The 21053-nt window shown below is 69.0% G+C and carries 23 protein-coding genes; 12 read left to right on the top strand and 11 right to left on the bottom strand.

What is annotated here, in order from left to right:
• Nucleotides 1-1302: solute symporter family protein (locus AVL48_RS19575; protein ID WP_063054117.1), on the top strand; the 1302-nt coding region annotated here is incomplete at its 5' end.
• Between the two features lie 62 nt (nt 1303-1364).
• Here AVL48_RS19575 and AVL48_RS19580 read toward each other — a convergent pair.
• Nucleotides 1365-2108 (bottom strand): isocitrate lyase/PEP mutase family protein, encoded by a 744-nt coding sequence (locus tag AVL48_RS19580; protein WP_061982130.1) that lies wholly within the window; start codon nt 2106-2108, stop codon nt 1365-1367.
• Nucleotides 2105-2569, bottom strand: coding sequence for a carboxymuconolactone decarboxylase family protein (locus AVL48_RS19585; RefSeq protein ID WP_061982131.1), 465 nt, complete (start codon nt 2567-2569; stop codon nt 2105-2107). Before AVL48_RS19585 ends, AVL48_RS19580 begins: the two co-directional genes overlap by 4 nt.
• Before the next feature lie 45 nt (nt 2570-2614).
• Here AVL48_RS19585 and pdxR point away from each other — a divergent pair, with 45 nt between their 5' ends.
• Complete coding sequence (gene pdxR, locus AVL48_RS19590; RefSeq protein WP_061982132.1) at nt 2615-3994, top strand: MocR-like pyridoxine biosynthesis transcription factor PdxR; 1380 nt, start codon at nt 2615-2617, stop codon at nt 3992-3994.
• An 84-nt stretch (nt 3995-4078) separates the two neighbouring features.
• Here pdxR and AVL48_RS19595 read toward each other — a convergent pair whose 3' ends face one another.
• Entirely contained in the window at nt 4079-4759 is a 681-nt protein-coding gene (locus AVL48_RS19595; protein ID WP_425266112.1) for a peptidylprolyl isomerase, read from the bottom strand.
• A gap of 146 nt (nt 4760-4905) precedes the next feature.
• Here AVL48_RS19595 and AVL48_RS19600 point away from each other — a divergent pair, with 146 nt between their 5' ends.
• Together AVL48_RS19600 and AVL48_RS19605 are read left to right on the top strand one after the other, a co-directional pair.
• Nucleotides 4906-5493 (top strand): hypothetical protein, encoded by a 588-nt coding sequence (locus AVL48_RS19600; protein WP_061982133.1) that lies wholly within the window; start codon nt 4906-4908, stop codon nt 5491-5493.
• Between the two features lie 279 nt (nt 5494-5772).
• Complete coding sequence (locus AVL48_RS19605) at nt 5773-6126, top strand: beta/gamma crystallin domain-containing protein (protein WP_177242280.1); 354 nt, start codon at nt 5773-5775, stop codon at nt 6124-6126.
• Nucleotides 6127-6168: 42 nt separating this feature from the next.
• Here AVL48_RS19605 and meaB read toward each other — a convergent pair whose 3' ends face one another.
• Together meaB and AVL48_RS19615 are read right to left on the bottom strand one after the other, a co-directional pair.
• Complete coding sequence (meaB, locus tag AVL48_RS19610) at nt 6169-7134, bottom strand: methylmalonyl Co-A mutase-associated GTPase MeaB (RefSeq protein ID WP_061982134.1); 966 nt, start codon at nt 7132-7134, stop codon at nt 6169-6171.
• Between the two features lie 5 nt (nt 7135-7139).
• Nucleotides 7140-8321, bottom strand: a complete 1182-nt coding sequence (locus AVL48_RS19615) for an acetyl-CoA C-acetyltransferase (protein WP_061982382.1) — start codon at nt 8319-8321, stop codon at nt 7140-7142.
• 132 nt (nt 8322-8453) lie between these two features.
• Between AVL48_RS19615 and mce the strand changes: the two genes are divergently transcribed.
• Entirely contained in the window at nt 8454-8903 is a 450-nt protein-coding gene (gene mce, locus AVL48_RS19620; RefSeq protein ID WP_061982135.1) for a methylmalonyl-CoA epimerase, read from the top strand.
• Here the strand turns inward: mce and AVL48_RS19625 are convergent.
• Together AVL48_RS19625 and AVL48_RS19630 are read right to left on the bottom strand one after the other, a co-directional pair.
• Nucleotides 8897-9460 (bottom strand): TetR/AcrR family transcriptional regulator, encoded by a 564-nt coding sequence (locus AVL48_RS19625; protein WP_061982136.1) that lies wholly within the window; start codon nt 9458-9460, stop codon nt 8897-8899. The two genes, mce and AVL48_RS19625, sit on opposite strands and share 7 nt — an antisense overlap.
• A gap of 16 nt (nt 9461-9476) precedes the next feature.
• Nucleotides 9477-9845, bottom strand: a complete 369-nt coding sequence (locus tag AVL48_RS19630; RefSeq protein WP_061982137.1) for an SPW repeat protein — start codon at nt 9843-9845, stop codon at nt 9477-9479.
• Nucleotides 9846-10050: 205 nt separating this feature from the next.
• Between AVL48_RS19630 and ccrA the strand changes: the two genes are divergently transcribed.
• From ccrA to AVL48_RS19650, 4 genes are all read left to right on the top strand, one after another.
• The gene (gene ccrA, locus AVL48_RS19635; protein WP_061982138.1) at nt 10051-11391 is read left to right on the top strand and encodes a crotonyl-CoA carboxylase/reductase; all 1341 of its coding nucleotides are present in this window, start codon (nt 10051-10053) and stop codon (nt 11389-11391) included.
• A 105-nt stretch (nt 11392-11496) separates the two neighbouring features.
• Nucleotides 11497-12606, top strand: a complete 1110-nt coding sequence (locus AVL48_RS19640) for a coiled-coil domain-containing protein (protein ID WP_061982139.1) — start codon at nt 11497-11499, stop codon at nt 12604-12606.
• Nucleotides 12607-12710: 104 nt separating this feature from the next.
• Nucleotides 12711-13160, top strand: coding sequence for a universal stress protein (locus tag AVL48_RS19645; RefSeq protein WP_061982140.1), 450 nt, complete (start codon nt 12711-12713; stop codon nt 13158-13160).
• Nucleotides 13160-14323 carry an adenylate/guanylate cyclase domain-containing protein gene (locus AVL48_RS19650; RefSeq protein ID WP_061982141.1) on the top strand — a complete coding sequence of 388 codons (1164 nt, stop codon included), beginning with the start codon at nt 13160-13162 and terminating at the stop codon, nt 14321-14323. The genes AVL48_RS19645 and AVL48_RS19650 overlap by 1 nt, the downstream gene beginning before the upstream one ends.
• 32 nt (nt 14324-14355) lie before the next feature.
• Here AVL48_RS19650 and AVL48_RS19655 read toward each other — a convergent pair whose 3' ends face one another.
• The 3 genes from AVL48_RS19655 to AVL48_RS19665 are packed head-to-tail and all read right to left on the bottom strand — an operon-like array spanning nt 14356 to nt 17331.
• Nucleotides 14356-15588 (bottom strand): aldehyde dehydrogenase family protein, encoded by a 1233-nt coding sequence (locus AVL48_RS19655; RefSeq protein WP_061982142.1) that lies wholly within the window; start codon nt 15586-15588, stop codon nt 14356-14358.
• A 52-nt stretch (nt 15589-15640) separates the two neighbouring features.
• Nucleotides 15641-16354: a M50 family metallopeptidase gene (locus AVL48_RS19660; RefSeq protein ID WP_061982143.1), complete on the bottom strand. Its 714-nt coding sequence runs from the start codon at nt 16352-16354 to the stop codon at nt 15641-15643.
• A gap of 35 nt (nt 16355-16389) precedes the next feature.
• The gene (locus AVL48_RS19665) at nt 16390-17331 is read right to left on the bottom strand and encodes a DNA-3-methyladenine glycosylase family protein (protein ID WP_061982144.1); all 942 of its coding nucleotides are present in this window, start codon (nt 17329-17331) and stop codon (nt 16390-16392) included.
• Nucleotides 17332-17471: 140 nt separating this feature from the next.
• Between AVL48_RS19665 and AVL48_RS19670 the strand changes: the two genes are divergently transcribed.
• The 3 genes from AVL48_RS19670 (at nt 17472) to AVL48_RS19680 (ending at nt 20588) form a co-directional block, all read left to right on the top strand.
• Nucleotides 17472-18242, top strand: a complete 771-nt coding sequence (locus AVL48_RS19670) for a class I SAM-dependent methyltransferase (protein WP_061982145.1) — start codon at nt 17472-17474, stop codon at nt 18240-18242.
• Nucleotides 18239-19567 (top strand): M20 family metallopeptidase, encoded by a 1329-nt coding sequence (locus tag AVL48_RS19675; RefSeq protein ID WP_061982146.1) that lies wholly within the window; start codon nt 18239-18241, stop codon nt 19565-19567. The genes AVL48_RS19670 and AVL48_RS19675 overlap by 4 nt, the downstream gene beginning before the upstream one ends.
• Nucleotides 19568-19646: 79 nt before the next feature.
• Nucleotides 19647-20588 carry a S1C family serine protease gene (locus tag AVL48_RS19680; RefSeq protein ID WP_061982147.1) on the top strand — a complete coding sequence of 314 codons (942 nt, stop codon included), beginning with the start codon at nt 19647-19649 and terminating at the stop codon, nt 20586-20588.
• A gap of 51 nt (nt 20589-20639) precedes the next feature.
• Here the strand turns inward: AVL48_RS19680 and AVL48_RS19685 are convergent, their stop codons facing one another.
• Nucleotides 20640-21017, bottom strand: a complete 378-nt coding sequence (locus AVL48_RS19685; protein ID WP_061982148.1) for a DUF3224 domain-containing protein — start codon at nt 21015-21017, stop codon at nt 20640-20642.
• Nucleotides 21018-21053 lie beyond the last annotated feature (36 nt).

A 21053-nucleotide genomic window follows, 5' to 3' on the forward strand; every position in this document is an offset into this window, starting at 1 on the left:
AAGTTCACCATGGGCGACGTGCTGGCCTTCCGGATGAAGCAGCGTCCGGTGCGGGCCGCGGCGGCGACGTCCACCCTGGCCGTCTCGTTCTTCTACCTGCTGGCGCAGATGGCCGGCGCCGGTGGCCTCGTCGCGCTGCTGCTCGGGATCGAGAGTAAGGCCGGGCAGGCCGCGATCATCGTGATCGTCGGCATCATCATGATCGCCTACGTGCTCATCGGCGGCATGAAGGGCACCACGTGGGTCCAGATCATCAAGGCCGCGCTGCTGATCGCCGGTGCGCTGGCGATGACGATCTGGGTGCTCGCGATGTACGGCTTCAACTTCTCCGGGCTGCTGCAGGGCGCCGTGGACAAGGCAGGCAAGGCCGGGGAAGCGCTGCTCGGACCGGGTAACCAGTACGGGAAGACCGGCACGACCAAACTGGACTTCCTCTCCCTCGGCATCGCGCTGGTGCTCGGTACCGCGGGGCTGCCGCACGTCCTGATGCGCTTTTACACCGTGCCGACCGCGAAGGAAGCCCGTCGCTCGGTGGTCTGGGCGATCGCGCTGATCGGCATCTTCTACCTGTTCACCCTCGTACTCGGCTACGGTGCCGGCGCGCTCGTCGGGTCGGACAAGATCAAGGCCGCCCCCGGCGGGGTGAACTCGGCGGCACCGCTGCTGGCGCTCGAACTCGGCGGGCCGATCCTGCTCGGCCTGATCGCGGCGATCGCCTTCGCGACGATCCTCGCGGTGGTCGCGGGCCTGACGATCACGGCGTCGGCGTCGTTCGCGCACGACGTCTACGCCAACGTGATCAAGAAGGGCAAGGCGTCCCCGGCTTCGGAGGTGAAGGTCGCCCGGATCACCGCGCTGGTGATCGGCGCGGTCGCGATCCTCGGCGGCATCCTCGCCAACGGACAGAACATCGCCTTCTTGGTGGCGCTGGCGTTCGCGGTGGCGGCGTCGGCGAACCTGCCGACGATCCTGTACTCGCTGTTCTGGAAACGCTTCAACACCCAGGGCGCGCTGTGGAGCATCTACGGCGGACTCGCGGTCTGCGTCCTGCTGATCGTCTTCTCACCAGCGGTCTCGGGCAAGCCAGTAGACCCGAAGACGGGCAAGAGCGCCTCGATGCTCCAGGGCGTCGACTTCCACTGGTTCCCGCTCGACAACCCCGGCATCGTGTCCATCCCGGTCGCGTTCTTCCTCGGCTGGCTCGGCACGGTCCTGTCCAAGGAGCACAACCAGGAGAAGTACGCCGAGATGGAGGTCCGCTCCCTCACCGGCGCGGGCGCCGAAAAGGCGATCTCCCATTAGTCGCCGGGGCGTGCGGCCGGGCATCCACGCCCCCCGGCCGCACGCCCCGGTTCCCCTTTTCCTCAGTACGGCAGCTTTCCCGCCGTCAGTTCGGTCAGTTTCGCCCGCAGGTCGGCGCGGACCGACTTCCACAGCCCCGTGCCCAGCGAGATCCGCGCCACCCCCAGTGTGGCGAGCGCGGAGAGATCGGGGCCGCCGGGAAGCGGCATGGCGTTGACCGCACCGGGCGCGACCGCCTTCACGAAGTCGCCCAGCACTTCCGGCGTCTTCGCCAGGATCGGGTAGACGCAGTCCGCGCCCGCCTCGAAATACGCCTTGGCCCGCACGATGGCGTCGTCCAGTACGGCGCGCTCGTCGGAGGCGCCCACGAAGACGTCGACACGGGCGTTGATCACCAGCGCGTCTCCGGCGGCCTCACGCAGTTTCGCGATCTGTTCCGCCTGTCGCTCCAGTGAGCGAAGTCCACCCGCGACGTAGTCGGTGTCTTCGTAGTTGCAGCCGACCGCACCCGCCTCGGCCAGCCTCGCCGCGAGGTCTCCCGCTTCGAGGCCGTAACCGGCTTCCACGTCGACCGTCACCGGAACCGAGACCGCTCGCGCGATTCTCGCGGCCGCCGCGAACATCTCCTTCACGGGCGCGGCCTCCCCGTCGTCATACCCGAGAGTTTTGGCGATGGCGAAGGAACTCGTCGCGACGACAGGGAACCCGGCGGCTTCCACGAGACGCGCGCTGTCGGCGTCCCACGCGTTCGGCAGGAGCAGCGGGGTGCCCGCGACATGCAGTTCCCGCAGGCGCGCCGCCGTCATTCGGCGCGCTCGGGCAGCGGCGCGTGGCTGGTCACGCACATCCGGTTCCAGCTGTTGATCGCGATGGCCTCCCAGACGATGGCGCGGTACTGATCCTCGGTGAAGACGCGGGTGGCCTCGTCGTAGACGTCGTCCGGGACGTCGTGCAGGGTCGCGACGTTCGTGATCGCCTCGGTGAGCGCGAGCGCCGCCCGCTCCTGCTCGGTGAACAGCTCGGTCTCGCGCCAGCCCTGCAGCACGAACAGCCGCCGCGGCGACTCGCCCATCTGCAGCGCGTCGTGGGAGTGCATGTCGAGGCAGAACGCGCAGTGGTTGATCTGCGAGGAACGCATCTTCACCAGTTCGAGGATCTTCTGGTCCACACCGGCGTTGGCGGCGGCCTTCTCGACTTCGGCCTGCAGTGCGGCCATGGCCTGGTAGATCTCGGGCACTCGTTTGCCCACGTGGATTCGGTTGGTCATACCTCGAATCTAGCGACAACTGGCCTACGAGTATGGTCCAGTCATATGGCGAATTCGTGGTCCAGTTCGGGAATGGACGTCCATCTGGACTGGCGCCCGGAAAGCGGCAGGACCGGGCTCGCCGCGGCCATCCGCGCGGCCATCCGGGAAGGACGCTGGCAGGCGGGCGCGGCGGTCCCTTCGACCAGGGCCTTGGCGCAGGACCTCGGGGTGGCCAGGGGAACGGTCACCCGGGTCTACGCCGACCTCGCCGCCGAGGGCTATCTGCGGACCTCGCAAGGCGCGCCGACCCGCGTCGCGACGGCGGGCGCGCTGCCCGCGTCACCACCGAGGCCCATCCCTCGCGACCCGGCGCCGCGCTGGGACCTGCGCCCCGGCAGGCCGAACCTGTCCGCGTTCCCCAGGACGGCCTGGCTCGCGGCGACCCGGCGCGCGCTGCACCGGGCGCCGATGTCGGCGTTCGACTACACGGCCGAGTCCGGCGCGGCCGAACTGCGGGAGACACTCGCCGGATACCTGGCCCGCAGCCGCGGTGTCGTCGCCGATCCCGAGCGCATCCTGGTGTGCGCGGGGTTCTCGCACGCGATCGCGATACTGGCGCGGGTGCTGCACGCGCGCGGGGCGGACGAGATCGCGTTCGAAAACCCGTCACTGCACATCTATCGGGACATCGCCGCGGCCAACGGTCCGCGGGTGGTCGGCGTCGGAGTCGACGACGACGGGATCGCGGTGTCCGCTTTGGACAGTCCCGCGGTGGTGGTCACCCCGGCGCACCAGTACCCGCTGGGCGTCACCCTGGCCCCCGGACGGCGAGCGGAACTCACCCGGTGGGCGGCGGAAACCGGCGCCGTCGTCATCGAGGACGACTACGACGGCGAATTCCGGTTCGACCATCAGCAGGTCGGCGCGTTGCAGGCGCTGGCACCCGAACGGGTCGTGTACGTGGGGACGACAAGCAAGACCCTCGCGCCGTCGTTGCGCCTGGGGTGGATGGTGCTGCCGAGGTTCCTGGTCGAACCGGTGCGCGCGGAGATGGCCGCGAGCGGGGCCCGGCCCGCGCTGCTGGACCAGCTCGCGATGGCCGAACTGATCGAGTCGGGTGCCTACGACCAGCACATCCGCCGCTGCCGCGCCGAGTACCGCTCCCGCCGCGACCGGCTGCTGGCGGCGCTACCGGATTCCGTGCTGCCGCAAGGGATCTCGGCCGGGCTGCACCTGGTGCTCCAGTTCCCGGGCGAGGAGCCACGGGAGATGGAGGTGCTGGCCGCCTGCCGCCGTCGCGCGATCGGGCTCGAAGGACTCAGCGACTACTGGATCGGCGAACCTCAGCGCGAAGGGCTCGTCATCGGGTACGGCGCCGCCGCGAAACACGCCTTCAACGGCGCCACCGAGGCCCTGCGCGAGGCCATCTTCGAGGTGACCTGACGCCCTTGCGTTTCGTCCTCTGAATGCGGTCGTTCGTGGTGCCGACTACCGCATTCAGAGGACGAAACGCGTAGAGAGAGGGGGTCAGCAGTACCAGGGGCGGGCGCGCAGGATGTCGGTCTTCAGTACCGGAGCGCCGTCGACCGGGGCGGGGTTCTCCGGCGTGGGCTGGATGCCGCCCGCGGCGACCTTGTCGAGGGTTTCGAGGCCGTCGGAGCCCACAGTGCCGAAGATCGTGTAGTTCGGGCGCAACGCGGAATCGCCGTACACCACGAAGAACTGGCTGCCGTTCGTCGCCGGGCCCGCGTTGGCCATCGCGAGGACGCCGCGGGAGTACACCTTCCGCGCGCCGGTCGGGTCGGTCGGCGCGGGCGGCAGGCCGACGGGCAGCTCGTCCTTGTACTTGTAGCCGGGGCCGCCCTCACCGGTGCCGCTCGGGTCGCCGCACTGCAGCACCTTCAGCGTCGGATACGACGTCAGCCGGTGACACGTGGTGCGGTCGTAGAACCGGTGCACCGCCAGATGCAGGAAACTCTGCACCGTGCACGGCGCCTTCGCCCGATCGAGGGTCAGGTCGATCTTGCCCTGGTTCGTCTTCAGCCGCACCGGCACCGTGCCCCGGCTCGGTGTGCGCCGCGGGTCCGGCGGCAGCGGCACCGGCCGCGCGGCCGGCTCGTCCGGAGTCTCCGTGTACTGGCAGGGCCCCTTCGTGACCTTCGGCGGAGCGGCTTCCGCCGACGCCGTCCCGGTACCGGCCGCGAGCATCAGCCCGGCACCCAGCACGCTCACAACGACCTTCGCGATCCTCTGCACGGTTCCTGCCTCCCAGCCGTGGACGAAGAAGAGAGCATAGGGTGAATCCCCGCCGTTTCCACAGGTCCAGAAGTAGGTCCGCGGTTAGGGTCGAAGCCGTGGAGATCGCCGAACGACACCAATGGCAGCTGAACGCGTTGACCTTCCTCTACGCGTACACGCAGTACGTCCTGGTGCACGAGAGGGTCATGGCCGGGCTGCCGCCGGACAAGCCCGCCGAGCTCGACAAACCGCGGATCCTCCGGCTCGCCAAGGTGGTCGACGACATGATCCTCGACTTCCGCAAGGAGGACGGGCTGACCGACCTCGAACGGCGCCGGGTCATCCGCCTCGCCAGGGAGATCAAGTCGCACGTCCGCGAGAAGTGGCCGCCTCGCGACCCTTCGCTGACCGAGTGGATCGCCTCGGCCGCGGCGCATTTCTACTGCGAGGAGCACATCAACAACGGCTACGTGCGGATGGGTCGCGTCTTCGACCCCGACATGGCGGACAGGTTCCTGGAGCGAGTCGAGTTCTGCCGGGGGCAGACGGTCACGATCACGAACTACGCCAACAAGGTCGCCGACGGCGAACAGCTCACCTTCGGCGAGGCGAACCAGCTCGAGGTCTGGAAAGAGGACGCCATCGCCCATCTGGACAACCTCGACAGCGACTTCGGCGACATCAAAATGTACGTCGAATTCTAACCGGGTAGGCCATCTGGGGCAGAGGCTCTGCTGCTTCGAGGTGTCGAGGAGGGCGTCGCGACGGGTTCCGGCCTGGCCACGGATTCGACGTCTACCGGCAGGTAGCAAACGTGGCGTGACAAAGCCCCGTGGCGCGAGGCTCCCCAGTACATGCCCGGACGGACAGACTTGGTTGTCCATCCGGTTCCGCGCAACAGTGGGCAAATTGACAACCGTCGCCCGCGATCGCGATGCTCGGTGGCGAAGCTCCTTTTTTCGGATTCCACCGAAGGAGAACCTGTGATCCCGAGCAAGAAGAAAGCCGGCCGGATCGCGACCATGGCGGCCGCCGCTGCCGCCGTGTTCACCATGCTCACGCCGACCGGAACCTCGTTCGCCATCGACCACATTCCCTGCAAGGACGGGGAGAACTTCCTGAAGATCTGGTCACACCTGGGCGGGAGCACCAGCGTCGACTGCTACGCCAACCGCGGGAGGATCAGCTTCGGGGGTTGGTGGATCGACCGGATCTACACCGGGAACAACGACCTGATCTACTACGACAGCAATGGCGCTGACGTGAGAATCAACCGATGGACCGATATCAGTTTTCCGAATCGTCCGCCGAAGGTCCGCGTCATCGAAATCCTCTGAATCCTCGTGACCGGTAATGACGGCTCCAACCGTCATTACCGGTCACGTGCGGAGGTCGGCTATCAGTTCGGCGGCCGCCGCGAACGGGTCGATCTTCCGCGCGACCACGCGCTCCGCCAGTTCGGCGAGCCGGTCGCCGTGGCGCAGGTCGACGATCTCCGCGCGCAACCGCTGGACGGCGATCGCCTCGACCTCGTCCTTGGCCCGCGCCGCCCGTCGCCGGGGCAGTTCTTCCCGCTGGACCAGCCAAGCGTGGTGGTCGGACAGCGCGCGGACGACGTCGTCGACACCTTCACCGCGTGAGGCCACCGTTCGCACGATCGGCTGACGCCAGCTCGGGCCGCGGATCTCCCGGCGTACCAAGGAGATCATCTGCTTGAGGTCGTGCACGGTCGCGTCCGCGCCCTCGCGGTCGGCCTTGTTGACCACGAACACGTCCGCGATTTCCAGCACTCCCGCCTTCGCGGCCTGGATACCGTCGCCCATCCCGGGCGCGAGCAGGACCACCGTGGTGTCGGCCAGTTTCACGACGTCCACTTCGGACTGCCCGACGCCCACGGTCTCGATCAGCACGACGTCGAAGCCCGCCGCGTCGAGTACGCGGACCGCCTGCGGGGTCGCCCACGACAGTCCACCGAGATGCCCGCGGGTGGCCATCGACCGGATGAACACGCCGGGATCGGTGGCGTGCTCGGTCATCCGGATCCGGTCGCCGAGCAGCGCCCCGCCGGAGAACGGCGACGACGGGTCGATCGCCAGCACCCCGACCCGCAGCCCCCGCGCCCGCAGGGCCGTGAGCAGCGCGGACGTCGATGTCGACTTGCCGACGCCGGGTGGGCCGGTCAGCCCGACGACACGTGCGTTGCCCGTATACGGCGTCAGCTTCGCCGCGACCTCGGGCAACCGCGGATGGGCGTCCTCGACCAGCGACAGCAACCGGGCGATCGCGCGGGGAACGCCGTCCCGCGCGCGACCGACCAGTTCGTCGATGTCCAGCTGTACCGGCAAGGGCTTTACGGGACCCGGAGCAGCAGGGCGTCGCCCTGACCGCCGCCACCGCAGAGCGCGGCCGCGCCGAGCCCGCCACCACGACGGCGGAGCTCGTGGATCAGGTGCACGGCCAGCCGGGCACCGGAAGCACCGATCGGGTGGCCGAGCGCGATGGCGCCGCCGTCGACGTTGACCTTGTCCACGTCGACGCCGAGCTTGTCGGCCGACACCAGGCCGACGGCGGCGAACGCCTCGTTGATCTCGATCAGGTCGAGCGCGTCCGCGGTCAGCTTCTCCTTGGCCAGCGCGGCCAGGATCGCGTTCGACGGCTGCTCGTGGAGGCTGGCGTCCGGACCGGAGACCACGCCGTGCGCGCCGATCTCGGCGAGCGCGGTCAGGCCCAGTTCCTCGGCCTTGGCCTTGCTGGCCACGACGACCGCGGCGGCGCCGTCGGAGATCTGCGAGGCCGAACCGGCGGTTATGGTGCCGTCGGAGGCGAACGCCGGGCGCAGCTTCGCGAGGCTTTCCGCGGTGGTGTCGGCGCGAACGCCCTCGTCCTTCGAGAAGACGACCGGGTCGCCCTTGCGCTGCGGGATCGACACCGGCGCGATCTCGGCGTCGAAGCGGCCCTCCGCGATGGCGGCGGCGGCGCGCTGGTGCGAACGCGCGGAGAACTCGTCCTGCTGTTCCCGGGTCACGCCGTAGCGGTTGTTGTACTTCTCCGTCGACGCGCCCATCGCGACCTGGTCGAAGGCGCAGAACAGGCCGTCGTAGGCCATGTGGTCGACGAGCGTGGTGTCGCCGTATTTGAAGCCGGAGCGGGACTTCGGCAGCAGATGCGGCGCCTGGGTCATCGATTCCTGGCCACCGGCGACGATCAGGTCGAACTCACCCGCGCGGATGAGCTGGTCGGCGAGCGCGATGGCGTCGAGACCGGAGAGGCAGACCTTGTTGATGGTCAGCGCCGGGACGGTCATCGGGATGCCGGCGGCGACGGCGGCCTGACGGGCCGGGATCTGGCCCGCGCCCGCGGTGAGCACCTGGCCCATGATCGTGTACTGGACCGCGTCCGGCGAGACGCCCGCCTGCTCCAGCGCCGCCTTGATCGCGAATCCGCCCAGTTGCGCACCCGAGAAATCCTTCAGGGAACCGAGCAATCGCCCGATCGGTGTACGGGCGGCACCCAGGATCACGGAACCGGACACGGCGTCCTCCAAGCATCGGCGCAAGGGCAATAGGCGGTCTTCGCGACCATACCCGCGTCATGGCCTTCTTGATGGAGCCAGTGTGAGGCGGCGCACGCCGGATCGCCCGCCTGCGGACCTATCCTGCTTCGCATGAACCAGGCGCTGAAACCGTTCGTGACCGCCATCGACCACGTCGGCATCGCGGTGCCCGACCTCGACGCCGCGATCGCCTTCCACGCCGAGCATTTCGGCCTGGAGGTCGCGCACGAGGAGGTCAACGAGGAGCAGGGCGTCCGCGAGGCGATGCTGCGCGCGCCCGGCACCGCCGGCACCGAGACCGCGATCCAGCTCCTCGCGCCGCTGCGCGAAGACTCGGCGATCGGCAAGTTCCTCGCGAAGAGCGGCCCCGGGCTGCAGCAGCTGGCGTATCGAGTGTCCGATGTGGACGCCGCCGCGGCGGCACTGCGCGCACAGGGACTCCGGTTGCTCTACGCCGAGGCCAAACGCGGCACGTCCAACAGCCGGGTGAACTTCGTCCACCCCAAGGACGCCGGTGGCGTGCTCGTGGAGTTGGTCGAACCCGCGGCGGACGGTCACTGACCGCGCGTCAACGCTTCGGCGATGAAGAGGACCTCGCGATCGATCTCGGCGGGGTCCCCGTCATCGCTGTGCCGTGCCGTCGCGTGCCGATGACTGACCGCCCTCGCGAGCAGCCCCGACGCCGAATCGATGTCGGCGACCGGGAGTTTGCCGCCGGTCGCGGCGACGATCACCGCCTTCACCTGGCGGACGAGTTGCTGGAACCGGTCGGCCAGCGCGTCACGGACCGCGCGATGCGTGTCGGCCTCGCGCCACAGCAGATGTGACAGCGCCAAGGACCGGTTGAACCGCCTGTCGAGTTCCACGACGAGGCCGCGAAGGCTGCCCGCCAGGTCGCCGGGAACCACCACGACGGCCGGTTCGATCCGGGCGTCCGGCAGTTCGGCGACCAGCGCCGCCAGCAGGTCCGACTTGCGCCGGAAGTAGTAGTGCACCAGCCCTTTGGGCACACCCGCCCGTTCCGCGATCCGCGACGTGGGTGTCGCGTCGAAACCGGATTCGGCGAAGAGCGCCTCCGCGGCTCGCAGAATGCGCTGTTTCGCCGAATCCTCTTTCACGCTGTCTCCTCCGGGGTCAGTGCTGTCCCGCTGTCCGGTGGGTCGCCTGTGCGATCGGCATCGCCGCCGCGCCGGCCACCACGGTCAAGACGCCGCCGACCCAGGCCGTCCAGGACGCGCCCACGAGGTCGGCGTATCCCATCACCCACGGCGAAATGAACAGCAGCGCGCCCAGCACGATCTGGATGCCTTCGCCGTAGACCATGCCAGGCATCGCGAGCGAGGCGAGGCCGTCGAGCGCGATCAGCGCGCCGAGGACGACGAGCGTCCACATGGCGGTGTTGTCCGTGGTCATCCAGAGGGGTGAAAGCGCGACGACGACACCGATGACCACCTCCGCCCAGTCATGGGGACGGGTCCAAGGGCGCGTCGTGGGTTCATTCATGCGTGCTCACCTCCGAGAATCGACGAAATCTGCAGGTCGGAGAGATCTCCACGGCCCATGGTCCACTTGGTTGGCCGGCCGGTCAAGACCGGTCGATAACACTTCGGGATGGGTACGTGCTCCACGTCTCGTACAGTTGTGGACTTGGTTACCGGTGAGTAATTTATGCCGCTAACGCCGTCCCCCTTTTTTCGCGGAGGTTCCGATGTCGCAGCTCGGCGAGATCCAGCAGGCCATTCTGAACGATGACCTCGGCGCCGTGGCGTCGCTCGACGTGCCGGAGACCTATCGCGGGGTGACCGTGCACAAGGACGAGGCCGGCATGTTCGAAGGCCTCGAAAGCCGGGACAAGGACCCGCGCAAGTCGCTGCACGTGGACGAGGTCCCCACCCCGGAACTCGGCCCCGGCGAGGCGCTGGTCGCGGTCATGGCGAGCGCCATCAACTACAACACCGTCTGGACCTCGATCTTCGAACCGGTCTCGACCTTCAAGTTCCTGGAGCGCTACGGGCGGCTCTCACCGCTGTCGAAGCGGCACGACCTGCCCTATCACGTCGTCGGCTCGGACCTGTCCGGCGTCGTGCTGCGCACCGGCCCCGGCGTGCACAACTGGAAGCCGGGCGACGAGGTCGTCGCGCACTGCCTCAACGTCGAACTCGAGGGCCCGGACGGGCACAACGACACGATGCTCGACAGCGAGCAGCGGATCTGGGGTTTCGAGACGAACTTCGGCGGGCTCGCCGAAATCGCGCTCGTCAAGGCGAACCAGCTGATGCCGAAGCCCGGCCACCTCACCTGGGAGGAGGCCGCCTCGCCCGGCCTCGTGAACTCCACGGCCTACCGGCAGCTCGTGTCGCGCAACGGCGCGGACATGAAGCAGGGCGACGTCGTCCTGATCTGGGGCGCTTCGGGCGGTCTCGGTTCCTACGCGACGCAGTACGCGATCAACGGCGGAGCGATCCCGGTGTGCGTGGTCTCCAGCCCCGAAAAGGCGGAAATCTGCCGGAAGCTCGGCGCGGAGCTGATCATCGACCGCAACGCCGAGGGCTACCGGTTCTGGAAGGACGAGCACAACCAGGACCCGAAGGAATGGCAGCGGTTCGGCAAGAAGATCCGCGAGCTGACCGGCGGCGAGGACCCCGACATCGTGTTCGAGCACCCGGGCCGGGAAACCTTCGGCGCTTCGGTCTACGCCGCGCGCAAGGGCGGGACGATCGTCACTTGCGCGTCGACGTCCGGATTCATGCACCAGTACGACAACCGCTACCTGTGGATGAACCTGAAGCGGATCATCGGCAGCCACTTCGCGAACTACCGCGAATCGTGGGAGGCGAACCGGCTGATCGCGAAAGGTCTGATCCACCCGACGCTGTCGAAGACCTACTCGCTCGAAGACACCGGACAGGCCGCGCTGGACGTGCATCGCAACGCGCACCAGGGCAAGGTCGGCGTGCTCGCCCTTGCGCCGGAAGAAGGTCTGGGCGTCCGGAACCACGAATTGCGCGAGAAGCACATCGACGGGATCAACGCGTTCAGGAACGTTTAGCGCACCAGAACGCGCTTTCGCCGCGCGTTGGAGTGGGTGCTCACCCTTCCGTGACTCCAGCTCGACTACGGTAGAAGGATGAGCCTTGGCGAGGAACGGGAGCTAGTGCCGCTGGGAGCCGGCTTCGACGTGGCGAAGCGCGGTTACAGCCGTGCACAGGTCGACGAACATCTCGAACGGCTGGACGCCGATCTCAAGATGCTCACCGCCGATCGCGATGCCGCCATCGCACAGGCGGGCGACCTGGCACGGCAGCTGGAGATCGCGCGCGGCGAGATCGCCGACCTGCGCGGCCAGGTCGACAGGCTGGCCCAGCCGCCGACGAGCGTCGAAGGCCTTTCCGAGCGCCTGCAGCGCATGCTGCGGCTCGCGCAGGACGAGGCCGCCGACACCAAGGCACGTGCCGAAGCCGAAGCCGGGCACATCCGCGCCAAGGCGGAGACCGACGCGAGCGCCATGCGGGCCCGCTACGAGCAGCTGCTCAACGAGCTCGACCTCCGCCGCAAGGAGATGGAGGCCGAGCACCGCGGCGTGCTCGAGAAGGCGCGCGCCGAGGCCAAGGAGATCACCGACAAGGCGAAGGCGGAGCGGGACAAGCTCGACGCCGAGTCGCAGCAGCGCCGCACTCAGGTCGAAGAGGACTTCGAGATCGCGATGGCGTCGCGGCGCACCGAAGCCATGCACGCGCTGGCGGAGCAGGAGGCCGCGAGCAAGGCCGAGGCCGCCCGCCGCGTCCGCGAGGCCACCGAGGACGCCGCCGCCATCCGCGCGAAGGTGCTCGAAGAGGAGACCGCGGCCAAGGCCGAGATCGAACGCCGTCAGCGCGAGTCCGTCGCCGACGCCAACAAGCGCAAGCAGGACTCGATCACCGAGGCCAACGCCCGGCTCGCCGAAGCGGCCGACGAGGCCCGCCGCCGCGTCCGGCAGGCCACCGAGGAATCCAACCGGCGGATCACCCAGGCCACCGAACGGGTCGAAGCGCTCCGCAAGGTGCGCTCCAGCCTGGCCGAGCAGGTCCGCACCGCGCGGACCGCGCTCGCCGAGGCGACCCATGTCCTCGGCGACGAACCGCAGATCCCGGCGGATCTGAAGGCGAAGCCGTCACCCGATTCGGAGGCCACCGTGCAGCTCCGGACGGCCGATGTGCCGAAGGCCACATCGGGTGCGAAGCCTTCACCCCGACCTGCGGCAGCGCAGAAACCGACTGGCGAGTAACCTTTCCATCCGACCAAGCTCACGACGGCCTGCGAAGCCGCCGACGAGCGGTTATCGTCGCTGCTCGCACGCTGGTGCGGCAGACAGATCGGTGGAGGTTGCGGATGGCTGCATATCGGACCGTGGTCGTGGGCACGGACGGATCGGATTCCTCGTTCGCCGCGGTCGACAAGGCCGCGGGGGTCGCCGGGGACTCCGGAGCGACCCTGGTCATCGTGTGCGCCTACTACCCCGCCGGCAAGGGCGCCGTGGAGAAGGCGCAGGACGTCCTCGGCGACGAGGCGTACCAGGTCGTCGGCTCGGCCCCGGCCGAAGACACCCTGCTCTCCGCCCGTGACCGCGCCGCGAAGGCCGGGGCGAAGAGCATCGAGACCGCCGCCGTCGTCGGCGACCCGGTCGACTCGCTGCGCAAGGTCGTCGCCGACCGCTCCGCGGACCTGCTGGTGGTCGGCAACCGCGGACTGAACACGCTCGCGGGCCGCATCCTGGGCTCGGTGCCGTCCGAAGTCGCCCGGAAGTCGGGCGTGGACGTGCTCATCGTCCACACCACCTAATGGCCGATACCGGCGAGCCCGCGCCCGACGCGCTTCAGCAGCGTCTCGAACGGATCCTGCTCGGCGGCAGACGCAAGTACACCCGGCTCGAAGTCGCCGAGAAGGCAGGCGTTCCCGAAGAGCGTTCTCGGCGGCTTTGGCGTGCGCTGGGCTTCGCGACCGTCGACGACGACGAGGTCGTTTTCACCGACGCCGACATCGAAGCCATCCGCACGGCCGACCAGCTGATGCACTCGGGCCTGATCGATCCGAGCATCGAACTGGCGGTGACGCGCGCACTGGGCCAGCATCTTTCGCGGCTCGCGGAATGGCAGGTCCACATGCTGTGGACGATGATCACCGAGAACAAGGACGTCGGCACCAGCGAACGGCAGATCGCGCGGCTGGTCGACCGGCTGCTGCCCGAGCTGGAACAGGTACAGAACTTCGTCTGGCGGCGGCATCTCGCGGCCTACGCCGGACGCGCGTTCGCGGCCACGGACGAAGATCTCGGGGCCAGGACCGAGGTCGTCGGGTTCGTCGACATGGTCGGCTACACCCGGCTGACCAGGCAAGTCGGCGAAGACGAGCTGAGCGCCGTCCTCGACCGGTTCGAATCCCTCGCCACCGAGCTGGTCGCCGAACACCACGGGCGGATCGTGAAAATGATCGGCGACGAAGTGCTGTTCGTCGCCGATTCCGCCGTCGACGCCGCCGAGATCGCGCTGACGCTGTCCGAACGCGCCGACGCCGACGAGACCTTGCCCGGCGTGCGGGCGGGCATGGCCTCGGGCCGGATCCTCAGCCGGTTCGGCGACGTCTACGGCTCGGTCGTGAACATCGCCGCCCGCCTCACCTCGACCGCGCGGCCGGGCACCATCCTGGTCGACAAGGAACTCGCCACCGAGCTGGCCGGCTTCGACACCTACGAGGTGCGGGCCCGGCGACCGGTGTCGGTGCGGGGCTACAACCGGCTGCGGCCTTCGTCCCTGCGGCGAGCGCGGGAGCGGCCTTCCGGCATGTTCGCCTCCTCGCAGCAGCTCGCCGCGGAGATGCTGGGACTGGTGCCCGGCATCCCTCCCGCTCCGGACGCCTCGGCCACGCCCGAGCCCGAGAGCGTCGAGGACGCCACGGCGGACTCGTTACCGCCTCGGCCGCGCCCCAAGCGACGCCGACGGCGCTGACGCCCTCGCGTTTAGTCCTCTGAATGCGGAGGTCAGGCGGGGAGCACGGCGTACTGCCGCACGTAGAGGTCGGTGTAGGTCACCGGACCGCGCGGGCCGGGGACCTTGTCCAGGTTGATGCCGGTCTCGGGGACGGCCAGAAGCTTGAAGCCGTCGAGCAACCGGGTCGGGGCGTTCCAGAAGACGCCGGTGCCGGTATAGGCGTCGAAGAACGCGTCGGCGGCTTCGTGGCTTTCGGTGGCGATGCCCGCGGCCAGGCCCGAGGTCTGCTCGTTGGCGATCTCGACCGCTTCGGGCAGGCTGGCGACCTTCGCGACAGTGACGGTCGCTTCGCGGTCGGAGTCGAGGGCCCATTCGTAGCCGATGGCGTGCTCGTGCGGGGCGAGCGACGGCGTGACGCCACGCTCGGCCAGCGCGCCGGAAATGCCGGGCCAGACGCGGTCGTGCGCGCCCTCGTGGATCAGCAGCAGGTTCAGCCGGTTGCAGACGCCGAGCCGGTCGAGGCTGGTGAAGACCAGGTCGCGCACCTTGTCGGTGTCGGCCGCTTCGTCGACGTACAGTACGCCGCCACCGTCGGCGTGGGCGAGCGTGCGGACGCCGTGGACGGCCGCTTCCGTGGCCAGCGCCCGGGTGCTGTCACCGCTGCCCCGCAGGATCACCAGCGGCACGAGCGCGGGGAAACGCACCAGCGCGGAAGCCGCTTCGCGCTCGGCGCGCGGCACCAGCTGGATGACGTCCGGATCGATACCCGCGTCGGCGAGTGCGGGGGCGATCACGGTCTCGCGCAGGCGCTGGGCCGAACCGAGCGCGGCGGAACCGGTGCGGAGCACGCCGCCGTTACGGGACTTCACCAGCTGCGAAGCGACATCGACGGTGACGTTCGGGCGCGCCTCGTAGTTCGCGCCGATCACGCCGACCGGACGACGCCGTTCGACCAGTTTCAGTCCGCCGTCCAAAGTGGACACGTCGACGGACCGTTCCTGGTGCGGCGCACCGGCGAGGAGGCGGAGCTGCTCGGCCATGCCGGTCAGCCGCTCGGGCGTGATGGTGAGCCGGTCAAGAAGCCCGGCGCTCATGCCGTCCTCGCGCGCCTTGGCGATGTCGGCCTGATTCGCCTCCAGTACCGCGTCGGCGTGCTCGACCAGCTTGTCCGCCATGGCGTTCAGCGCGGCGTCGATCGCTTCCGCGGACGCGGCGGCCAATGACGGCGCGGCCCGTTTCGCCGATCGAGCGCATTCCTCGACGGCCTTGGCGACCTCGTCCATCTGGTGACTCCTTCCGCGCGGAACGAGCCACCAGTCTGCCGTACCGCCCCGGTCAGGCGACGGTCGGCTCCAGCAGCCACAACCCGCCCGCGAAGAGACAGCTCACCGTCAGCACGGCCATCACCAGCACCCACAGCACCGCGGGCATTCCGGTGAGCCTGCCGAGCTGATCGGCGTCCGAATCCCTCGCCGCACCCCGGCGCCGCTTGATCTGCAGCTCGAACACCGGCCGGACGCCACCGAACAGCAGGAACCACGTCAGCAGGTAGACGAAGATCGCCTGAAACCACGACGGCGCCGCGAGCGCGACCAGCCCGAGCACCACCGAGCTACTGACCACCGCGAACACGCCGTAGGTGTTGCGCACCATCACCAGCACACCCAGCAACATCAGGGCCATCACGATCAGCACGACGGTGATCAGATCCGACGACAGCAGCCCGGCGAACACCAGTCCGAGCACCGCGGCCGCCGGGTACCCGGCCAGCGCGGTGAACGCCATCCCCGGCCCTTCGGGCTTGCCACGGGAGACGGTGACGCCGGAGGTGTCCGAATGCAGTTTGATGCCCTGCAGCCGTCGGCCGACCAGCACCGCCGCCAGCGCGTGGCCTGCCTCGTGGACGAGCGTGATGAGGTTGCGGGCGATCCGCCAAGGCCTGCCGGAGAGCACCACGAGCAGTGCGAGGCCACCGGTGACCAGGGTGATCGTGCCGGGCGGGGTGGACTGGGCGATGTCGGAAACCGTTTCGGCGGGAGACGAGCTCACCGCGTCAGCTCACCACAAGCCGGATACGTCCCGTGTCAGGCGGTCATCGAACCCCCGATCCCGCGCATGCGAAACTCCCGGTCGTTGCGCAGCGCGAAGGCGACCCAACTGCGGAACGGCCGCCACGCCGTCGAGAGTTCTTCCAGCTCTTCGGGCGGGGCCAGCGGTAGGTCGTACGCGGTCCGCATGGCTTCCTGCAGCCGGGGCTCGTCACGGGGGAAGACGTCCGGATGCCCGGCTCCCCGGATCAGGATCAGCTGCGCCGAGAACGGACCGATCCCCGGCAACCGCTGCAGCCAGCGCAACGCGTCCGGCACCGGCATGGCGCGTAGATACGCGGCGTCGAGCAGACCGTCCTTGGCGGCGTTGGCCACCGCCCGCAGCCGCTCGGCCTTCACCTCCGGCAGGTCGCGCCCGGCCTCCGGCCCGGCCAGGACGTCCGGCGCCGGGAACGACCTGAGGATCTTCCCGCCGACATCCACCGGCCTGCCGAACTCCTCGGCGAGCCGCCGTTTCACCACGGCGGCCTGCGACATCCGGGCCCGGTGGCTCAAGATCGCCCAGCAGGCCGCTTCGTACGGCGAATGGAACAGGACCGGCCGAAACCCGGGGAAGGTCTGCTGGAGGCGGCGCACCACGGGGTCCGCGCTGCCGACCTTCGCGAAACCGACGCCGTCGATGTCAACCGAGAGAATTCGCCGCACCTGGGCGCCGACCTCGACGGCGAGCCCTTCTTCGGCGAAGACCTCCACCTCGATCGAGCCTGGCGATCTCTGTCTGACGGCCGCGCCGACGTGCTCCCAGCCCGCTTCGACGGGGAAGGCGAGGCGCAGGATGCCGGGTTCGGTTGCGGCGTCAGTGCGGCACGCCGGCGGGAAATCGGTCAGGAACCGGATGGACTTGTCAAGATCGAACGGGCCGCGCACCGGGATGCGAAGCGTGGTCGTGGCGGTGTGCTGCAGGATCGAGCCGGTCATTTTCGGGCTCCTTCGGCTGGGAACGACGACTCCCTCCGACGTTAGAGACGGCCACCGACAGTTTCGGGCCGCGGCGCCGCGAATGTCGCGAACGGGCCGGTCATGGCAGATTCTCGGATGAGACCGTGAAGGGAGCAGCCATGCCGGACCATCGCGAACGTCTTGTCGGCCTGCTGCGGCCGGGCACCACGCCCACCGGAGCAGCGGAAGGTTTTCTCGATCTGCTCGGGGAAATCACACAGGCGGGGCCGCCGACCGGCCTCGCGCAACGGCTGATGAGCACCTCCGCCGTACCGATGATCTACGAGCGGTACTGGCGTCCGGTGCTCGGCAGGGTCGCGAAAGGACTGAACTGCCCGAGCATGGCGGGCGAGGTCCGGATCGCGATCGAAGCGCTCGGCCTGCGCCCGGGACAGATCTCGCTGGACGTCGCCTGTGGCACCGGCCGGTTCACCCGCGCGTTCGGCGAAGCCGTCGGCCCGGACGGGCTGTCGATCGGACTGGACGGTTCGGTCACCATGCTGGAGAAGGCACTCGCCGAGCCCAATCCGGCTTCGGTGGCTTATCTGCGCGCCGACGCCGTCGATCTCCCGCTCGCCGATTCCACTGTGGACGGTGTCTGCTGCTTCGCCGCACTGCACATGTTCGCCGATCCGGACGCCGCGCTGGACTCCTTCGCCCGTGTGCTGAAACCGGGTGGCTCACTGGTGTTGCTGACCAGCGCCCGGCACAGCGATCAGCCGATGCGGCTGGCGGACACCTTCCTCGGCAGGTTGAGCGGACAACGGATGTTCGACCGCGGCGAGATCTCCAGGAAACTGTTCCGGCGCGGATTCGACCACGTGGAGGAGCGGTTCTCCGGTGTCACGCAAATCGTCACGGGCGCGCTACCGGTTAACATCCGACCATGATCCGCTCTGAGCACGCTTCGCCGATTCCGCCCGACGACAGCTATCTCCGTTCGCTGGTCGAAGCGACCGCGGACGCCGTCGCCGCGGCCGAACCCCTCGGCTCGCCACATGACGGCGCGGATTCCGCCACGCGGGACGCCGTCAGTGCCGAGCTCCGCGCGCTGGCGACGGAATTGGTGGCACTGAGCCAAGACCTGCACGCTCACCCCGAAGAAGGATTCGCCGAGCACCGCTCGGTCCGCGCGCTCGGGGAGCTGCTCACCCGCCACGGCCACGAGGTGACGATCGGCGCGGGCGGGCTGGACACCGCCCTGGTCGCGAGCACCCCCGGAAGCGGCCCGCATATCGCGGTCCTCTCCGAATACGACGCGCTTCCCGGCCTCGGCCACGGCTGCGGCCACAACATCATCTGCACCGCGGGCGCCGGCGGATTCCTCGGCGCGGCGGCGGTCGCCGAACGGCTGGGCGGCCGGGTCTCCTTGATCGGCACCCCGGCGGAGGAAGGCGGCGGTGGCAAGGAAACCCTGGCTCGCGCGGGTGTCTTCGACGACGTCGACGCCGTGCTCATGCTGCACCCGTTCAGCCACGACATCGCCATGCACCCGTTCCTCGGCAGGCGTCAGCTGGAAATGGTGTTCCACGGCGTCGGCGCGCACGCCTCGGCTCAGCCGTTCATGGGGCGCAACGCCCTCGACGCCGCCGTCGCCGCGTACCAGGGCGTCGCGGCACTTCGGCAGCATCTGCCCTCCAGTGACCGCGTCCACGGCGTCTTCACCGACGGTGGCGCCCGGCCGAACGTCGTCCCCGAACGCGCGGCCCTGCTGTTCTACCTGCGCTCCTCGCAACCGGACACGCTGCGCGACCTCGCCGACCGGATCTCGGCGATCGCGCGCGGCGCGGCGGAGATGACCGGCTGCGGCGTGGAACTGCATTGGGACGGCCAGCCCGCGTACCTCCCGATCCGGTTCAACACCACGCTCGCCGGACGTTGGTCGGTGCATCAGGTCGACGCCGGCCGCAAACCGCTGCCGCCGGGGATCGTGCCCGACTTCCTCACCGGCTCGACCGACCTCGGCAACCTCTCCTACCGGATGCCGGCGATCCATCCGATGATCGCCATCGCCGGGCCGACGACCGCCTTGCACACCAAGGAGTTCGCGGCCGCGGCCGGTTCGCCGGACGGTGATCGGGCGGTTGTCGACGGTGCGCTGGGCCTGGCACTGACCGCCGTCGACTACCTGGCCGACGCGAAACTCCGCACGGCGGTGCACGAGGAGTTCGAGGCGTCGGGCGGCGCACTGGACGTACCGGCGTTCTTCGACTGACCTTCTCAGGAGATTCTTCTCAGGAAAGCGCAGGGGGTATCCACAGGCGGCTCACAAGTACGGGCGCGAATCTGGTGCCATGACCGAGAACGAGAGTCGGCCCGGCCCCGCCTCCACCGGTGGGCACCAGCCGCCGCAGCACCCCGGATACAGCACCCCTTGGCAGGCCGCGCCGAATCCGCTCTTCACCCCGGCTCGCGCGCCACGAAAGAAGGCGAGCCGCCTCGCCGTCCTCGTCAGCGCGACGGCACTCGGTGCCGCCCTCGTCGGCGGGATCGGTGGCGCGGCGATCGCCGGCCTCGGATCGACGCCGTCCCCGTCGGGTACTGGTACCTCCGCGGTCGCCAACGGGCAACCGGTCGGGAACACCGCTTCGGGTGACGTCAGCGCGGTCGCCGCGAAGGTGACGCCGAGTGTCGTCCAGGTGAACGTGACCACCGCGCAGGGTGAGGCCGTCGGTTCCGGCGTCATCCTGACGTCGGACGGACGCATCCTCACCAACGCCCACGTGGTGGCCGATGCCGAGGGCGATGTCACCATCACGCTTTCGGACGGCAAGCAGTACAAGGCGAGCGTGGTCGGCGCCGACACCAAGGCCGACATCGCCGTCCTTCAGGCGAAAGACGCGAGCGGGCTGACCGCCGCGTCGCTCGGGGATTCCGGCAAACTCGTCACCGGCCAGCAGGTCGTCGCGATCGGTTCGCCCGGCGGACTGCAGAACACCGTGACCACCGGGATCGTGAGCGCGCTGAACCGCAAGCTCGACGAGTTGAGCAGCGGCCAGGAGCGGCGTTCGCCCTACAGCCGCACGACGAACGAGAGCGGGCCGAGCTACACCGCGATCCAGACCGACGCCCCGATCAACCAGGGCAACTCGGGCGGGGCGCTGGTGGACGCGCAGGGGAACGTCATCGGCATCAACTCGGCGCTGTACAACCCGGCATCGACCGGCAGCATCGGCATCGGCTTCGCGATCCCCATCAACGACGCGAAGAAGATCGTCGAGCAGATCGTCGGCTGATCCTCACCGGCTGGACCGCGTCAGGGGGCGGCCCAGCCGGTGAACGCGCGTTCAGAGTTCGTAGTTCAGGGTGAGGGTGTGGTTGCCTTCGTCGTCCTGGGTGATCGTGGCAGTGCCGGTGATGCCGGACAGTTCGCCGTGACCGGAGCCCGGCAAGACGATCAGGTGGTGGCCGCTCTCCCCCGCCGAGTGATGCAGGACGAAGCCGCCCTTACGCCCGTCGACGGACACGGCCAGGCGCTCGAAGGCGACGTACGCGGACGACGTCTCGTTCACCGCCGTGAGCATCTCCACGGTGCTGGTGCCCTCGACACCGCCGGTGAAGGTCTTGCCGAGCAAGACGCGGGAGAACTCGGTGCCTTCGGCCTTCTCGGTGGACTGCGGGTCCCAGCCGTCCACAGTGAACGAGGCTGTCGCGGTGTTGTTCATGACGTCGACCTTGCCAGCGATACCTGACAGAACGCG

Origin of the sequence: Amycolatopsis regifaucium (assembly GCF_001613935.1) — a bacterium.
Classification (GTDB): Bacteria; Actinomycetota; Actinomycetes; order Mycobacteriales; family Pseudonocardiaceae; genus Amycolatopsis; species Amycolatopsis regifaucium.

Coding starts and splice junctions, on each gene's coding strand:
- AVL48_RS19580 (WP_061982130.1), bottom strand. CDS start 2,108: ATGACGGCGGCGCGCCTGCGGGAACTGCATGTCGCGGGCACCCCGCTG.
- AVL48_RS19585 (WP_061982131.1), bottom strand. CDS start 2,569: ATGACCAACCGAATCCACGTGGGCAAACGAGTGCCCGAGATCTACCAG.
- pdxR (WP_061982132.1), top strand. CDS start 2,615: ATGGCGAATTCGTGGTCCAGTTCGGGAATGGACGTCCATCTGGACTGG.
- AVL48_RS19595 (WP_425266112.1), bottom strand. CDS start 4,759: ATGCTCGCGGCCGGTACCGGGACGGCGTCGGCGGAAGCCGCTCCGCCG.
- mce (WP_061982135.1), top strand. CDS start 8,454: ATGAACCAGGCGCTGAAACCGTTCGTGACCGCCATCGACCACGTCGGC.
- AVL48_RS19630 (WP_061982137.1), bottom strand. CDS start 9,845: ATGAATGAACCCACGACGCGCCCTTGGACCCGTCCCCATGACTGGGCG.
- ccrA (WP_061982138.1), top strand. CDS start 10,051: ATGTCGCAGCTCGGCGAGATCCAGCAGGCCATTCTGAACGATGACCTC.
- AVL48_RS19645 (WP_061982140.1), top strand. CDS start 12,711: ATGGCTGCATATCGGACCGTGGTCGTGGGCACGGACGGATCGGATTCC.
- AVL48_RS19650 (WP_061982141.1), top strand. CDS start 13,160: ATGGCCGATACCGGCGAGCCCGCGCCCGACGCGCTTCAGCAGCGTCTC.
- AVL48_RS19655 (WP_061982142.1), bottom strand. CDS start 15,588: ATGGACGAGGTCGCCAAGGCCGTCGAGGAATGCGCTCGATCGGCGAAA.
- AVL48_RS19665 (WP_061982144.1), bottom strand. CDS start 17,331: ATGACCGGCTCGATCCTGCAGCACACCGCCACGACCACGCTTCGCATC.
- AVL48_RS19670 (WP_061982145.1), top strand. CDS start 17,472: ATGCCGGACCATCGCGAACGTCTTGTCGGCCTGCTGCGGCCGGGCACC.
- AVL48_RS19675 (WP_061982146.1), top strand. CDS start 18,239: ATGATCCGCTCTGAGCACGCTTCGCCGATTCCGCCCGACGACAGCTAT.
- AVL48_RS19680 (WP_061982147.1), top strand. CDS start 19,647: ATGACCGAGAACGAGAGTCGGCCCGGCCCCGCCTCCACCGGTGGGCAC.
- AVL48_RS19685 (WP_061982148.1), bottom strand. CDS start 21,017: ATGAACAACACCGCGACAGCCTCGTTCACTGTGGACGGCTGGGACCCG.